14 protein-coding genes are annotated in these 15014 nt (G+C 69.7%); 3 read left to right on the forward strand and 11 right to left on the reverse strand.

Annotation, left to right across the window (positions count from 1 at the left end; genetic code table 11):
• Position 1 precedes the first annotated feature (1 nt).
• A complete protein-coding gene (locus V1351_RS15760) occupies positions 2-1024 on the reverse strand; it encodes a Gfo/Idh/MocA family protein (RefSeq protein WP_338749295.1) in 1023 nt (340 codons plus the stop codon).
• A gap of 144 nt (positions 1025-1168) precedes the next feature.
• On the opposite strand from V1351_RS15760, the gene V1351_RS15765 reads away from it, so the two are divergent.
• The gene (locus tag V1351_RS15765; protein WP_338749297.1) at positions 1169-1909 is read left to right on the forward strand and encodes a GntR family transcriptional regulator; all 741 of its coding nucleotides are present in this window, start codon (positions 1169-1171) and stop codon (positions 1907-1909) included.
• Between the two features lie 46 nt (positions 1910-1955).
• Here V1351_RS15765 and V1351_RS15770 read toward each other — a convergent pair whose 3' ends face one another.
• Positions 1956-4025 carry a discoidin domain-containing protein gene (locus V1351_RS15770; protein WP_338749299.1) on the reverse strand — a complete coding sequence of 690 codons (2070 nt, stop codon included), beginning with the start codon at positions 4023-4025 and terminating at the stop codon, positions 1956-1958.
• Between the two features lie 125 nt (positions 4026-4150).
• Between V1351_RS15770 and V1351_RS15775 the strand changes: the two genes are divergently transcribed.
• Positions 4151-5509 (forward strand): MATE family efflux transporter, encoded by a 1359-nt coding sequence (locus V1351_RS15775; protein ID WP_338749301.1) that lies wholly within the window; start codon positions 4151-4153, stop codon positions 5507-5509.
• A gap of 87 nt (positions 5510-5596) precedes the next feature.
• Complete coding sequence (locus V1351_RS15780) at positions 5597-7225, forward strand: alanine/glycine:cation symporter family protein (RefSeq protein WP_338749303.1); 1629 nt, start codon at positions 5597-5599, stop codon at positions 7223-7225.
• Positions 7226-7297: 72 nt separating this feature from the next.
• Here the strand turns inward: V1351_RS15780 and V1351_RS15785 are convergent, their stop codons facing one another.
• The 9 genes from V1351_RS15785 to V1351_RS15825 form a co-directional block, all read right to left on the reverse strand.
• Entirely contained in the window at positions 7298-7951 is a 654-nt protein-coding gene (locus tag V1351_RS15785) for a hypothetical protein (protein WP_338749305.1), read from the reverse strand.
• A 64-nt stretch (positions 7952-8015) separates the two neighbouring features.
• A complete protein-coding gene (locus V1351_RS15790) occupies positions 8016-8618 on the reverse strand; it encodes an OmpA family protein (RefSeq protein WP_338749307.1) in 603 nt (200 codons plus the stop codon).
• Positions 8615-9196, reverse strand: a complete 582-nt coding sequence (locus V1351_RS15795; protein WP_338749309.1) for a hypothetical protein — start codon at positions 9194-9196, stop codon at positions 8615-8617. The genes V1351_RS15790 and V1351_RS15795 overlap by 4 nt, the downstream gene beginning before the upstream one ends.
• Positions 9197-9323: 127 nt before the next feature.
• A complete protein-coding gene (rplI, locus tag V1351_RS15800) occupies positions 9324-9770 on the reverse strand; it encodes a 50S ribosomal protein L9 (RefSeq protein ID WP_338749311.1) in 447 nt (148 codons plus the stop codon).
• 30 nt (positions 9771-9800) lie between these two features.
• Positions 9801-10037, reverse strand: coding sequence for a 30S ribosomal protein S18 (gene rpsR, locus V1351_RS15805; RefSeq protein ID WP_159298264.1), 237 nt, complete (start codon positions 10035-10037; stop codon positions 9801-9803).
• A 97-nt stretch (positions 10038-10134) separates the two neighbouring features.
• On the reverse strand, positions 10135-10725 hold the full coding sequence (locus V1351_RS15810) for a single-stranded DNA-binding protein (protein WP_338749317.1): 591 nt from the start codon (positions 10723-10725) through the stop codon (positions 10135-10137).
• 70 nt (positions 10726-10795) lie between these two features.
• On the reverse strand, positions 10796-11083 hold the full coding sequence (gene rpsF / locus V1351_RS15815; RefSeq protein WP_338749319.1) for a 30S ribosomal protein S6: 288 nt from the start codon (positions 11081-11083) through the stop codon (positions 10796-10798).
• A gap of 160 nt (positions 11084-11243) precedes the next feature.
• Positions 11244-12569: a hypothetical protein gene (locus V1351_RS15820; protein ID WP_338749321.1), complete on the reverse strand. Its 1326-nt coding sequence runs from the start codon at positions 12567-12569 to the stop codon at positions 11244-11246.
• The gene (locus V1351_RS15825) at positions 12569-14947 is read right to left on the reverse strand and encodes a transglycosylase domain-containing protein (RefSeq protein ID WP_338749323.1); all 2379 of its coding nucleotides are present in this window, start codon (positions 14945-14947) and stop codon (positions 12569-12571) included. The genes V1351_RS15820 and V1351_RS15825 overlap by 1 nt, the downstream gene beginning before the upstream one ends.
• Positions 14948-15014 lie beyond the last annotated feature (67 nt).

The following is a 15014-nucleotide window of genomic DNA, read 5'->3' on the forward strand; positions in this document are numbered from 1 at the left end:
GTCACAGTCCTTCTATCTCGGTCAGGGGCACGGGGCGTGCCTCGGCGCGCGAGAGCTCGCAGGCCTCGGCGACGCGGAACGCCGCCAAGGCGTCCGCGATGGTGCAGGGGCTCGGTCCGCGGTCGGCTGCCACCTGCAGGAAGGCGGTGAGCTCGTCCCGGTATGCAGGCAGGAATCGCTCCATGAAGGTGCGCCGGGCGGGGCCGTGGGGGAAGCCGACGCCCTCCTGGGCACTGCGCATCGGCAGGGCCTCGTCCAGACCGGCAGCAAGCGTTCCCAGCTCCCCGTGGACCTCCATCCGCACGTCGTACCCGGCCCCGTTGTAGCGGGTGGCGGACACGAGCACGAGGGTGTCGTCGTCCAGCGTCAGCAGGGCGGCGCCGGTGTCGACGTCACCGGCGGCACCGAAGTGGGCTGCTCCCTTGTTCGCCCCGACCGCGTACACCGAGGCGACCTCACGGCCGGTGACGAAGCGCACGGCGTCGATGTCGTGGACGAGGCAGTCGCGGTAGATCCCGCCCGAGGTCGGGATGAAGGACGGGTGCGGGGGCGTCCGGTCGTGGCTGGTGGCCCGGATCGTGGTGATGAATCCCAGCTCGTCGGCCGTCACCGCCTCGCGCAGTCGACGAAACCCCGGGTCGAAGCGTCGGTGGTGACCCACGTGCACCGGTGTGCTCGTGCGTGCCGCCAACCGGGCCAGGTCGATCGTTTCCGCGAGACCACCCGCCACGGGCTTCTCGCAGAAGGTCGCCACTCCCGCCTCGAGGCCCCCACGAATCCACTCCGCGTGGCCCGGCGTGGCCGTGGCGATGACGAGACCGTCCAGCCCGTCGAGCAGCTCCCGGGAGTCCGTGACGACCTCGACGGACTTGTCGGGGTGGGCGGCGCGCAACCGGGCGCCCGTCTCCCGGGCCGTCTCACCCCGGGCATCCGTGACCACGAGGGTCGTCACGGCCGGCAGGCCGAGCAGGGTGTCGGCGTGGAAGGCGCCGATCCGGCCGAGGCCGGCCAGTCCGATACGCATCCGGCGCTCCTTCGCGTAGGTTCCGGGTCTGGGGCAGTCATTGGTGATGCGAGTCACTCTTCCCCAGGCACAGTCACCATGTCAATAGTTTGTCATGACATATGGACGTATGCCTGTCAGCAGGGGTGCCGTATGCTCGCCGACATGTCAGCGCAGCAGCTCGAGGTGGTCATCGACCGCGAGTCGCCGGTGCCGCTCTACCACCAGCTCGCCGAGCAACTCACCGCCGCCGTCGACGACGGCCGGCTCGAGCCCGGGGACCCCTTCGAGAACGAGGTCGCCCTCGCCCAGCGACTGAGCGTCTCCCGACCGACTGTGCGTCGGGCCATCCAGGAGATGGTCGACCACGGCCTCCTCGTGCGCCGCCGTGGCCTGGGCACCACGGTCGCCAACCGCAAGGTGCACCGCCGGGCGCGCCTGTCATCGCTCTTCGACGACCTGCAGGCCGAGGGCAGGGAACCCCGCACTCGAGTGCTGTCCATGGAGACCCGCACGGACGAGCGCGCCTCTGCGGCACTCGACCTCGAGCCGGATGCGCAGCTGTTGTCCATCGTGCGCGTGCGCCTGGCCGCAGACCTTCCGCTGGCGCTCCTGCACAACTGGCTCCCGCCGGCCCACGCCGACATCACTCGCGCGGACCTCGAGCACCAGGGCCTCTACGCCCTCCTGCGGCGGCGTGGAGTCAGACCCGTCGTCGCCCAGCAGTCCATCGGCGCACGCATGCCGACGGCCGAGGAGCGCCGGGAGCTCGACCTGGGCAAGGGCCATCCCGTCCTCACGATGACCCGGATGGCCTTCGACGCCGCGGGCGCGGCGATCGAGTTCGGCGACCACGCCTATCGAGGTGAGGACTACACCATCGACCTGATGCTCGACGAGCGCTGATCCCCGACCACGCGATGCCGTCACGGACGGTCGTCGGCACCACCGCTCAACTGGTGATCGTCACCTCGTGGAGGGAGACCCCCCACCCCGTGGCCCGCGTGTCGGTGACCAACCGGACCTGTCGCGCCGAGGTCGGATCGATCCGGATGGTGTCGATCCCCCCGTCGCTGCCGCGCACGGTCTCCACCGTCTGCCAGCTCGCGCCGTCCAGGCTCACCTGGATGCGGTAGTCCTCGGCGTACGCCCGCTCCCAGTCGAGGGTGATCCGGCTGACCTGCCGCGGGGTGTCGAACTCGACCTGCCACCAGGCGTCATCGCCCCACCTGCCGGCCCACCGGGTCGTGCGCCGGTCGTCGATGGCGTTGCCGGCGCGGAAGGAGCCCCCCAAGGACCACTGGACACTGCTCGCCGACGGCCTCGCCCCCTTCGTCAGGTCCTGCTCGGGCACCCAGGAGGCGGTGTTCTGCCAGGACCGCAGGTAGGACTCCGGACCGCGCAGGAGATCCTCGACGACCTCCTGCCCCTGTCCGCCCTCGAGGGTGCGCATGTCCTCGACCCAGTCGGGGACCATCCCGTAGTGGGCCACGCCGTCCGTGTTGTAGTCCCACACCCGCTGTCCGGTGACCTGGCGGTCGACCGACCCCTCACCCATGACCAGCGGGAAGGGGTAGCCCAGCGGCTGCTCGGCGGCGTCCGCGCGCGGCGGTGGGGTACCGCCGAACCCGTTCATGTCCATCCCGAAGCCGTAGCCGACGCCGTACTCCTCGCGCAGGTCGTCGTCCGCAGCCCCCTCGGCGACGAAGCTGCGCGCGTCGTGCCCGTACTGGGCGACGAAGCCGCCGAGCCGGTAGATCCGCTCGGTGAAGTGCTTGTCCATCCACGAGTGGCTCGAGACGACGCCCGGATACCCCTCTGCCTCGAGGACCTCCATCGTCCGCTTGGCCGCCTTGACGCTCTGGTGGTCCAGCTCGACGAGCATGCCCCGGTCCATCATCCCGCGAAGGGCGTACTCGCCCAGACCGGTCAGGCCCCGCTTGTTGCAGTGCGGGCCCTCCGGGTAGATCGGCAGGGCCTGGACGGGGAAGGCCTCGGCGATGTCCGCGGGGACGACCCCACCGGCGACCGTGTTGTCGTGCAGGTCGGTTCGGCACTGCTCGACCTGCCAGAAGTTGCCGGTGTTGAGGAAGTTGCCGATGTTGACGATGACCCCCTGGGTGCCCGCGTCGAAGCGCACCCCGCACAGGGCGTTGTCGAACTTGTGGCACAGGAACATCGACCGGATCCCGAGGTTCTTCACCTCGTCCAGACCGGCGTCGATCTGCTGCTTGGTGCACTTCGGGACCCCGAGGGCCAGGCCGCAGCCGAAGGGATTGGAGATCTCCATCCCGAGGATGACGGCGAGCTTGCCCTGCTCGATGTAGCTGCGGGCTTCCTGCGGTGTGTAGGCGATCCGGAACCACCCCTTGCCCGGACCTCCGTGGCGCGCGTCGATGAAGGCCTCGAGGTCCTTCGTCTTCTGCACCTGCCGGCGCACGGTGTCCATGTCGTTGCAGGAGTGCGTGTTCACCTGGGTCGGCAGCGAGCACAGGATGTTGTTGTTGACCGCGTCGGCGACCATGATCCGCTGACCACCACGCCAGGCCCGCTCGACCCAGCGGTAGTACATCTGCTGGTGCGTCAGCGAGGACCACTTCGGGGCGTCCCCGAAGGAGGGCCACAGCTGCGTGGAGTGCGGGTCGAGGGGCCCCTTGCCCTCGAGGCTGGTGAGGTTCTCGATCAGGGCCGTGCGTCCATCGCTGCCGTGGCTGTCGCAGTCGACCAGAGCGCTCCCGACGCCGTCCTCGCTGAAGGTCTCACCACAGACGATGTCGCCGCCGAATCCCTCGTTGGACATCAGGTGGGTGTGTGCGTCGATCAGACCGCGGACCTCACCGTCCTGCGTCGTGCCACCCGCGGGTTCACCGGTGACGTTGACCTCGGAGTCCTCGGCCTGGGGGTTCGACTGCTCGTACCAGGGGACGGATCCTGCATTCGCCCCCGGAATCGCCAGGGCGAGAAGAGCCGTCACCAGCACGGCGACGAAGGGAAGGACGCGCCGAGGACGTGGCCTGGACAAGGGAACTCCGATCGGTGGCGGAAGAGGACGACCGAGAGGCTACCGGCCAGTAATGAATCTGTATACCCCGCAGTAACCTTCGACCCGCGCCGCATGACGATCGGTCGAGGGGGAGACTGGCGCCCATGCCGTCGAACTCTGCGACCGTGCCGAGCGCCGGACCACGCGAGGTCCTGGCACTGGCAGTTCCTGCCTTCCTCGCGCTCGTGGCCGAGCCGCTCTTCCTCATGGTCGACGCCGCCATCGTCGGCCGGCTCGGCGTCGTGCCCCTCGCCGGCCTGGGGACCGCGAGCTCGGTCCTGCTCACTGCGGCAGGAGTCTTCGTCTTCCTTGCCTATGGCACGACCAGCGTCGTGGCCCGCCAGGTCGGTGCGGGCTCGCAACGGGGTGCGATCGAGGTCGGTGCCGGAGGGGTCTGGCTGGCCGCCGGCCTCGGCGTGGCGGGCGGCCTGGTCGTCGGGCTGCTCGCCCGGCCGGTCGCGGCCGTCTTCGGTTCGTCCCCGGCAGCGCTCGACCAGGCCGTCACCTACTTGCACATCAGCGCCCTCGGCCTGCCGGGAATGCTCCTCGTCCTCTCCGCGACCGGCATCCTGCGCGGCCTGCAGGACACCCGCACGCCCCTGGCGGTCTCCGTCGTCGGCTTCGGCGCCAATGCCGCCCTCTCGGCGGTCCTCGTCCTCGGCCTGGACCTGGGGATCGCCGGCGCCGCCTGGGGCACGGTCATCGCCCAGTGGGGCATGGCACTCGCCCTCCTGGCCGTCGTGCTGCACCGCGGCCGGGGGGTGGGCGCCTCCCTTCGCCCGCACGTCGGCCGCGTGGTGGCCGCCGCCCTGGACGGCGCGCCGCTGCTCGTGCGCACCCTGGCCCTGCGCGCGATCCTCCTGCTCACCGTCTACGTCGCTGCGGGCTTCGGCGACGTGCCGCTCGCGGCGTACCAGGTGACGACGACCATCTGGTCACTGCTGACCTTCGCGCTCGACGCCCTGGCCATCGCCGGCCAGGCGCTCACCGGCGCCTCCCTCGGCGGCGGCAATGCGGCCGGCGCACGAGAGGCCACCTCGCTCATGGTGCGTTGGGGGGTGTGGGGCGGCGTCGGGCTCGGCGTGCTCATCCTGGCCCTGCACCGGGTCATCCCGCACCTGTTCACCCAGGACCCGCAGGTGCAGGCCGCGATCGCCGGCGGCCTCGTCGTCGTCGCCCTCGCCCAACCCCTCTCGGGCTATGTCTTCGTCGTCGACGGGGTACTCATCGGCGCCGGGGACGGCCGCTGGCTGGCCGGCTCGATGATCCTCGTGCTGATCGCCTACGTCCCGGTCGTCGCACTGGCACGTTTCCTCGGGGACGGGCAGGGACCGGTCGCATCGGTCGTCGTGCTCTGGCTCGCGTTCACCGTCTTCATGCTGCTGCGAGGAGCGTGCATGGCTTGGCGGATCCGGGGGGACGCATGGGCCGTCCTCGGGGCCGAGCGCCCACGTCGGGGGTGACCGCTGGGCGCACCAAAGGTCACGGTTGGGTAAAGTAGGCTTCGTGACCGGCGTCACACGGGCTTGTCGGGTGTTGGGTAACTCTTCATGGTGTCCCCACTGCTCATACCGACCGCCGAGTCCGGACCGCTGAAGGCCGTCGAGGACTCGATCAACAGTTTCTTCGAGCCCTTCGCCGCTTGGATCTCCGGCTGGGTGTTCTACGCCTTCCCGGTCGCCGGGATCTCGATCCCGATCGTCGTGATCTGGCTGGTGGCAGCGGCCACGATCATCTCCATCTTCCTGGGTTTCCCGCAGTTCCGCTCGCTGAAGCTCTCGCTCGAGGTCGTCAGGGGCAAGTTCTCCCACGCTGACGACCCCGGCGAGATCACCCACTTCCAGGCCCTCTCGTCAGCCCTGTCCGGGACCGTGGGCCTGGGCAACATCGCGGGTGTCGGCGCCGCGATGGCCCTCGGTGGCGCCGGCGCCACCTTCTGGATGATCGTCTGCGGTCTGCTCGGCATGGCGACGAAGTTCGCCGAGTGCAGCATGGGCGTGAAGTACCGCAAGCAGAATGCGGACGGGACCTTCTCCGGCGGGCCGTTCAAGTACATGCCGATCGCCTTCGGTCGCCTCTTCGGCAAGGTGCCGGCGATGATCCTCACCGGCGGCTTCGCGATCGCCATCTTCGGCTTCGGCGTCGGCGGCGGCAACATGTTCCAGGCCAACCAGACCTTCGTCCAGGCCCGGGACGTCACCGGCGGGAGCGACGGCTTCCTCGGCTCCGACGGCGCCGCGCTGATCTTCGGCCTGGTCCTCGCCGGGCTCATCGCCGCGGTCATCCTCGGTGGTATCCAGTCCATCGCCCGCGTCACGAGCAAGCTGGTGCCCTTCATGGGCATCATGTACGTCATCGCGTGCCTGTTCGTCATCTTCGCCAACTTCACGCAGATCGGCAGCGCCATCGGTTCGATCATCCAGGGCGCCTTCACCCCGCAGGCCGGCCTCGGTGGCCTCGTCGGCGTCCTGATCGTCGGCTTCCAGCGCGCCGCCTTCTCCAACGAGGCGGGCCTGGGCTCCGCGCCCATCGCGCACTCCCCGGTCAAGACCCGTCGCCCCACCTCGGAAGGCTTCGTGGCCCTGCTGGAGCCCTTCATCGACACCGTGATCGTCTGCACGATGACCGCCCTGACGATCATCATCGCGGACGCGCCGTCCTTCCAGGGCGGCATCGACCAGGTGATCGACGGCGGCGCCGTGCCGGACGGGGTCACCCTCACCTCCGACGCCTTCGAGACCTTCCTCCCGTGGTTCCCGATCGTGCTCGCCGTGGCCGTGGCACTCTTCGCCTTCTCGACCCTGATCACGTGGAGCTACTACGGGGAGAAGGCCTGGGAGTTCTTCTTCGGCCACTCGAAGACGTCGCTGAACCTCTACCGCCTGATCTTCTGCACCTTCACCGTCATCGGTACGGTGCTGACCTTCGGTCAGGTGCTGACGATCACCGACTCCTTCCTCTTCATCTGCGGCTTCATCAACCTCGCTGCGCTGTACATCCTCCTGCCGGAGATCCGTCAGGACATGCGGGAGTACATCGCCGACCGCAAGTCCGGTCGCCTGTACGAGCTCGGCGCCGAGGACGATGCCCACCTCGCCGAGATCCGTGCCGAGCACGGCAACACCGGTGAGCTGCCCAAGATGGAGGGCACCGAGCAGCACCACCACACCAAGGAGTAGTCCGGCACCAGCGACGGGGGCTCGGCGGTCATCGACTGCTGAGCCCCCGTCGCGTGCGTGCCCGTGGTCCACTCAGAGCACGGCCGGCCGCTCGGTATCGGCGTACGAGTACCAGCCGGTGGCGGCGAGCGCCTCGGCGATCCGCCGCCGACCCGACGCTCCCTCAGTCGTCACCACGGCGAGCTCCTCCGGGCGAAGGGGGGTGACGGACAGCGCGTGGACCCGCGCTCCGTCGACGGCGTAGCCCGTGGACCGCCCGGGCAACCGGACACCCAGAAGAACGCCGAGGCGGCCGTCGGAGACCCACGCGGCCGGGGCGCCCTGGCCGGTCACCTCGAGCGAGAGCAGGTCGTGCTCGGCGAGCGCGTGCGCGACGGTGTCCGCCGCTCCGGCCACGGCGCCGGCACACTCCTCCAGCACCGCGACGAGCCACTGACCGGCACCGGTGTCGTCACCGGTGAGCTCGACGCTCTCGACGTACAGCTCGATCCCCAGACCGGGCGCGTCCCCGGGCTCGTCCGTCGCCATCGGATTGCTCAACCCGTCGGTCGTCACCACACCGGCATGGGTGGTGACCACCCGGCGGTAGCTGGAGGCACCGTCGGGCCACAGGGACGGCTCGTCGACGTCGCCGAGAGGGCCGCGGGGCCGGCCGGGCTCGCCGACGGCGCGCCAGAACTCGTCCCGCAGCCGACGGCACCTGTTGCCCGGATCCGAAGAAGTCACACCTGCATCCTGCCCTCAGCCCGTCGTCACCGGAAGTCGGCCGCCCCGATGCACCGGCGCGGCCTCAGTCGCCGTAGCGCAGCTCGACACGCCGGTTCTTCTCCCGGCCCTGCGGGTTGTCCTCGCCGCCGCGCTCGTTGGGTTCGACCGGCTCGGACTCCCCCTTCCCACTGACCTCGAGGGTGAGGTCGTCCCGCTCGTCCTCGATGACCTCGGCGACCGCCTCGGCCCGCTCGGCGGAGAGCTTCTTGTTGTCGGACTTTGAGCCGACCGAGTCGGTGTGCCCGACGACGGCGACCTGCGCGTCGTCCGGCAGTTCCTCGACGGCTTCGGCCACGGCCTGCGTGGCCGAAGAGGTGAGGGTGGACTCCCCGAAACGGAAGAGCACGTCGGTCTGGAGGCTGACGACGGTCTCGTCGCCGGTCTCCTCGACCTCCGGCTCGAAGGCATCGAGGTCGGGCACCGTGATGGCGCTGAGTTCCGGGACGTCGATGCCGACACGGTGGTTCGCGATCTCCGAGTCGGGCATGCTGGGCAGGTTGTCGATGGTCAGCGGGTCGTCACCGGCAGCCTGCGCACTCGTCCCCAGGAGCACCAGAGGTACCGCCAGGCAGGCAGCAACCAGCGGACGCGTCAGGCGACCACCTGAGCGGGACAACGCGGTCACTGCGGCATCGGGACGTCGACGATCTCCGGGCGCGCGGAGAGGATCTGCAGGTCCATCGCCTCCACGCCCTCGCGCGGCAGCGGGAAGGCCGTGAACATGTAGAGGGGATCGCCGAGCGGGGCCTTGGTCAACACGGAGTCGCTCGTCAGGTCGTCGACGTTGCGGTACTTCTCCATGTTGTCCATGTCGACGAAGACCGGATCGAACCCGGTGTCACCCAAGAGGTCGTATGCCGACGTCAGCTGGGTCCCGCGTCCCTCTCCGGTCAGACGGAAGGTGGCGAGCATGACGTTGTCGTCCCGGCGCAGCTCGACGAGCTCGACGGTCGTCTCCTCGACGGTGTCGTGGTTGAGCCGGTCCAAGGTCACCTCCGCGATGGCCTCGGGCGGGTTGTCCAGATCGATGTTGGCGGCCTTGGCGCCGTTCTCCTCCGCGTCGGCGTTGTCGGAGGACGACTCGGATCCCTCGGCGGACTGGGACTGGGACGAGTCCGACGCGGACTCGTCCTGCTCGAGCATGGAGCAGCCGCTCAGCACGGTGGCGGTGGCTGCTGCGAGCGCGACGACGCGTGTGCGCATGGCTGTTGTGTCCCCTTCGACGTTCCCTGATGAACCGCTGCGAGGGTAGCGCACGGGCGTGCGGCGAGCACGACGAAGGGGGTCGGTCACCTCGCGGCGGCCGACCCCCTTCGAGGGTGTGCTCGGATCAGCCCGCGACGACGTCGAGGGAGACCGTGGCCTGCACCTCGGGGTGCAGCCGGACCAGGGCCTGGGCCGGGCCGACGTTCTTGATCGGCGTCGGGATCTCGATCGTGCGACGGTCGATCTCCGGGCCACCGCCGGCCCGGATCGCCTCGGCGATCTCGCGGCTGGTGACGGCGCCGAAGAGGCGGCCGGAGTCGCCCGCGTGGGCGGCGACGGTGACCTGCTGGGACTCGAGGTTGCCCTTGATGGAGGTGGCCTCCTCCAAGGACTGCACGGCCCGTGCTGCACGACCGGCGGCGATGGCGTCGACCTGCTTCTGCGCCCCCTTCGTCCACTGCGTGGCCAGACCACGACGGTAGAGGAAGTTGCGGGCGTAACCCGGCTTGACGTCGACGACGTCACCGGCGGTACCGAGGCCGGACACCTCGTGGGTCAGGATGACCTTCATGTTCTGCTCCTGGTTCTTCTCGGCCGCGGATCAGCGGTTGGACGAGGAGTAGGGCAGCAGCGCCATCTCCCGGGCGTTCTTCACAGCGGTCGCGATGCGGCGCTGCTCCTGGACGGAGACGCCGGTGACGCGACGGGCGCGGATCTTGCCGCGGTCCGAGACGAACTTGCGCAGCAGGTTCGCGTCCTTGTAGTCGATGTTCTCGACCTTCGCCGCCTTCAGCGGGTTGGCCTTCTTCTTGGGCTTGCGCACAACGGGCTTGGCCATCGTGGTGCTCTCCTTCGTGTTTCACGAGAGCCCGAGGGTGGTCCTCGGGATGGGGATGTGTGTCAGTGCCCGGGCGAACCGGGCGGTGAGAGATCGATCAGAAGGGCGGCTCGTCGTAGCTGGGCGCGTTGCCCCAGCCACCACCGCCCTGCTGGCCACCGGCGGGCTGACCGCCGAAGCCGGGCTGCGGCTGGCCGCCACCCTGCTGGCCACCGGTCGCCCAGGGGTCGGACTGCTGGCCGCCGAAGCCACCGCCGGAGCCGCCGCCCTGGGGGGCGCCTCCGCCCCAGCCGCCGCCCTGGCCGCCCTGGCCCCCGCCGCGCTGGGTCTTGGTCACCTTGGCGGTGGCGTAACGCAGCGACGGACCGACCTCGTCGGCCTGCATCTCCATGACGGTGCGCTTCTGCCCGGTCTCCTTGTCCTCCCAGGAGCGGGAGACGAGGCGGCCGGTGACGACGACGCGCGCGCCACGGGTCAGCGACTCGGCAGCGTTCTCCGCAGCCTCGCGCCACACGGAGCAGCGCATGAAGAGCGTCTCCGCGTCCTTCCACTCGTTGGTCTGACGGTCGAAGGTGCGCGGGGTGGAGGCAACGGTGAAGTTGGCCACGGCCGCGCCGCTCGGGGTGAACCGCAGTTCCGGGTCAGCCGTGAGGTTTCCGACGACGGTGATGGGGGTCTCGCCTGCCATGGGTTTCCTTCTCGATCGGTGATCGTCTCAGGTGAGGCCGTCAGCAACTGCCGACGACCAGGGGGACGCCTCAGGCGCCGACGCGCATGATCTTGCTGCGCAGGACCTGCTCGGAGAGGCCGAGCTGACGCTCCAGCTCCTTGTTCGTCTCCGGCGTGCACGTCATCTCGGCGACGGCGTAGAGGCCCTCGGCCTTCTTGTTGATCTCGTACGCGAGACGGCGGCGGCCCCAGTGGTCGACCTTCTCCACGGTGCCACCGTCCTTGGTGACGACGGTGAGGAACTTCTCGAACAGCGGCTGGACGGCCCGCTCGTCGTTCTCCGGGTCGAAGATGACCATGAGTTCGTACTGACGCATGCTGATAACCCGCCTCCTTCGGTCTGTGCGGTCACGGTCTCTCCGTGACAGGAGGGTCTGTGCATCTGCACCCGACCGTCGGACGACATGTCGGGGACGGTTTCAGGGTATCGGCTGCACTCCCTTCGCACCAAAGCGTGCCCGAGGGTGGCCGGCGGGGTCAGGACCGCGCCGGCTCCTGTGGACGGGACGCCGGCGCGAAGGGGGCCTGTGGACGGGCTACCGGGTTGTCCACCGGCGTGTACCAGACGCTCCACAGCAGGAAGCCCCAGGCGATGGCCCGACCGAGTACGACGACCGCGTACCACTGCGCGGGCAGGCCGACGTCCGGGTCCGACATACCACCGATGTAGACCCAGAGCGCAGTGGCGTGGACGGCCTCGACCGCGACGAACCCCAGGTGCGTCCGCCACGAGACGCCGGCAAGGATCGCCAGCGGCAGGACCCACAGGGCCGCCTGGACCGGGACCGCGGTGCCGGTGAGGGCGACCACCGGGACGGCGAAGGCCGCCACCTGCGCCCACGTGGCCGGACGCCAGGCCCGTCGGGCCATCACGACCGCTCCTGCGGCCGCCCCGAGCCACCCGAGGAGTGCCACGACCTGCACCGTCCGCCCGGGGAGTGCGTGGCCCACCAGTCCCGGGATCCTCAGCACGGATCCGTAGCCGGCGCTCTCGTCCCACCACGAGATGAGCGGTCCGGTGACGACCTCCGGAGCGAGGACGAGCAGCACGATCCCGACCCCCGCCGCCGTGCCGAGTGCGATGGCCACGGTGCGCACCGCCGCCTCACGGCACCCGAGGCGTCGGGAGGAGATGAGCAGGGCGAGCAGGACGATGCCGACCCACGCATGACCCGTCAGGGCCAGACCGAGCAGCACGCCCGCCGTGGTCGGCCGGCGCAGACTGTGCGCGAGCACGGCCGCCAGGACCAGCACCACGACCACGGGGTCCGCGGACAGCAGCGCCGCGACGACGTAGACCGGCGACAGCGCCAGCTGGGTCGCCAGGTCGAGGCGCTGCGGCCGCGTCCGGGCCACGCACCACACCCCGACCACCACACAGAGGGTGATGAGCACCGTCCACATGACGAAGTACCACCGGGTCGCCTCGAGCCACCCGGAGTCCGCCGGGACGAAGCCACCCAGCAGGGCCATCAGCCCCGACAGCAGCGGCATCTGGGTCGGCTCCTGACCGGAGGTGAACCACCCGGCCAGACCCGCGTCGAGGCCGGCCAGCTGGTACTGCGCCGGCAGGTCCGAAAAACATCCCCGCCAGAACTGCTCGTCACCGTTCCACCCGTTGGCCACGCAGTGGCCCTGACGCAGGACCGCCGCAGCCATGGGCACCAGGACCATGGCGACGATCATGGGTACGAGGTGGCGCGGCGATCGTTGCCGGCCCGCGACCCGACGCCCGAGCCGGCCGCCGATGACGGCGCTGGCGTCCTGCGGGAGCAGGTCACCGGGCACGGACTCCTTGGGCACTATCCGGGCCCGTCCTCACGACCGTTCGTCCCCCCGCCCGGCTGCGGCGGGAGGGTGATCGTCGGGTCCGGCTTCGTGGTCGTCGTCGACGTCGGTGACGGCGGGGACGGCGGGGACGGCGGCGGGGAGGACGTGGTCGGGCTCGGTGGCGTGGTCGAGGAGGTCGACGAACTCGTCGGGCTGCTCGAGGACGAGCTCGACGACGAGCTGGACGAGCTCGACGAGGACGAGCTGGACGAGCTCGACGTGGACCGGCTGCTCGTCGTGGGCTCCGGCTCCTGCGTGGCCGTCGGCTCCGGCGGCGGCGGTGGTGGTGTGTACGGCGCCGGCGCATCGGAGGGAAGGTCATGCGGCCGGGCCTTGACGTTGCCGGGTGGCGGCAGCTGCTTGACCGGCTCACCCCGGAGGGCACCGATCATGTAGTCGGTCCAGATCTGCGCCGGCACGGTGCCGCCGGTGATCTCGGCGAAACCACCGATGTTCGTCAGCTCGTTCTTCTTGACGAGGGTGCCGTCGCCCTTGTACATGCCGACGGCCGTGGCCAGCTGACCCGGCGTGAATCCGTCGAACCAGGCCGCGTAGTTGTTGGAGGTCGTCCCCGTCTTGCCCCCGACGGGCCGTCCGAGGTCGGCGACCGTCGGATAGCCGGTGCCGCCGGGGTCGTCGACGCGGCTCATCCCGTGGATCGCGTCGCGGGCGACGTCCTGGGGGAAGACCCGACGCACGTTCGGCGTGGCCTCGTAGTCCATCGAACGGTCGCCCGTGCCCGTGACCGACGCGATGTAGTACGGATCGGCGCGCATCCCCTCCGCCGAGATCGTCGCGTAGGCATTCGCCATGTCGATCACCCGGACGGCGTCGGTACCGAAGACGTTGGTCGGGTCGGTGTTCAGCGGGACCTGCTTCTCACCGACCCACGACTTGACACCCGCCTCCTTGGCCGCCTGCGCAGTGGCCTTCGGGGTCGCGGCGAGGTTGAGCTGGGCGTAGTAGGTGTTGATCGACTTCTGCGTGGCCGTGCGCATGTCCACGGGGCCGTAGGAGACGCTGCCGTAGTTGACGACACCGCCCTGCTCCTGGATGTCGGTGGCGCCCGGGCCGTCGTAGATGAAGGCGTCGTCGTAGAAGGGACTCTTCCCGCTGTACATGGTCGACAGCGGGAAGCCGTCGCGCAGCGCGGCGATCATGGTGAAGGGCTTCATCGTCGAGCCGGCCTGCATCTTGCCGTCCGTGGCGGCGTTGAAGTAGCCGAACGTGCCCTCTCCGAACCTCGGGCCGCCGTACATCGCGCGGACGGCCCCGTCCCCGGGCTCCACCGAGGCCAGTCCGATGTGCAGGTCGGACGTGCGGTCACCGGTCGGGCGGTTCGACTCGACCGCCTTGGCCGCGGACTCCTGGGCCTCCTTGTCGATGGTCGTGACGATCTTGAAGCCACCACGGTCGATCTGGGCGTCGGTCAGGTCGAGCTCCCGTCGCAGCTCGGCGCGCACCTCCTCGGTGATGAACCCGATGTCGTCGTCGCGTGCCTTGGAGCGGTCGGGAGTCGTCGTCTCGGGGAAGGTCGCGTCCTGCCGTTCGGCGGCGGTCATCCAGCCTTCGTCGACCATCCCGTCCAGCACGTAGTTCCACCGGTCCTGGACCCGCTCCGTCTGCTCCTCGCCGAGGGCGGGGTCATAGAGGGACGGCGCGTTGACGACGCTGGCCAGCAGGGCGCCCTCGGACGGGGTCAGGTCCTCCACGTCCTTGTCGAAGTAGGCCTCGGAGGCGGTCTGGATGCCGTCCGCGCCACGTCCGAAGTAGATCGTGTTGAGGTAGTTCTCCAGGATCTGGTCCTTGCTCAGCTCGCCGTCGATCTTGACGGAGATGAGGATCTCCTTGAACTTGCGCACATAGGTCTGGTCCTGGGTGAGGAAGTAGTTCTTCACGTACTGCTGGGTGATCGTCGACCCACCGCCGCGGTCGTCGCCGAAGAGCACGCCGCTCACGGCGCGGGCGATACCCGTGGGCGAGATGCCGCTGTTGTCGTAGAAGCTGCGGTCCTCGGCGGCGATGAACGCGTGCTGGACCTCCTTGGGCACCTCGTCCAGGTCGACCGACTCGCGGTTGACCTCGGCGATCCGGTCCATCTCGGTCTCGCCGTCGGAGTAGTAGAGGACCGAGGCCTGCGCGACCGCCTGGTCGTTCGGCTTCGGGATGTCGATGACCATGTACGCGATGACGAGACCGGCCACCCCCAGGGCCACGAGGGCCGCGAACGCCAGGAGAAGGGTGCGCAGGATGCGTCGTCCTCCGCCGCGGCCACGCCCGGAGCCCCGGCGTCCGCGCTGGGCGGCGCGGCGCCGACGCGCGTCGGCGCGGGTGCGGTGGTGATCGGCCATGGAGACACCTCGGAGGAGCGAAGGGGGCGGTCGTGCGCACCCCAGTATGAACGGTGATCGAGCGACG

The sequence above is a fragment of the Janibacter sp. A1S7 genome, assembly GCF_037198315.1.
Taxonomy (GTDB): domain Bacteria; phylum Actinomycetota; class Actinomycetes; order Actinomycetales; family Dermatophilaceae; genus Janibacter; species Janibacter alittae.

Bases quoted from the DNA above. Each gene is read 5' to 3' on its own strand.
- V1351_RS15760 (WP_338749295.1), bottom strand. From the start codon at position 1,024: ATGCGTATCGGACTGGCCGGCCTCGGCCGGATCGGCGCCTTCCACGCC.
- V1351_RS15780 (WP_338749303.1), top strand. From the start codon at position 5,597: ATGGTGTCCCCACTGCTCATACCGACCGCCGAGTCCGGACCGCTGAAG.
- rpsR (WP_159298264.1), bottom strand. From the start codon at position 10,037: ATGGCCAAGCCCGTTGTGCGCAAGCCCAAGAAGAAGGCCAACCCGCTG.
- V1351_RS15810 (WP_338749317.1), bottom strand. From the start codon at position 10,725: ATGGCAGGCGAGACCCCCATCACCGTCGTCGGAAACCTCACGGCTGAC.
- rpsF (WP_338749319.1), bottom strand. From the start codon at position 11,083: ATGCGTCAGTACGAACTCATGGTCATCTTCGACCCGGAGAACGACGAG.
- V1351_RS15825 (WP_338749323.1), bottom strand. From the start codon at position 14,947: ATGGCCGATCACCACCGCACCCGCGCCGACGCGCGTCGGCGCCGCGCC.
- V1351_RS15795 (WP_338749309.1), bottom strand. From the start codon at position 9,196: ATGCGCACACGCGTCGTCGCGCTCGCAGCAGCCACCGCCACCGTGCTG.
- V1351_RS15765 (WP_338749297.1), top strand. From the start codon at position 1,169: ATGTCAGCGCAGCAGCTCGAGGTGGTCATCGACCGCGAGTCGCCGGTG.
- rplI (WP_338749311.1), bottom strand. From the start codon at position 9,770: ATGAAGGTCATCCTGACCCACGAGGTGTCCGGCCTCGGTACCGCCGGT.
- V1351_RS15775 (WP_338749301.1), top strand. From the start codon at position 4,151: ATGCCGTCGAACTCTGCGACCGTGCCGAGCGCCGGACCACGCGAGGTC.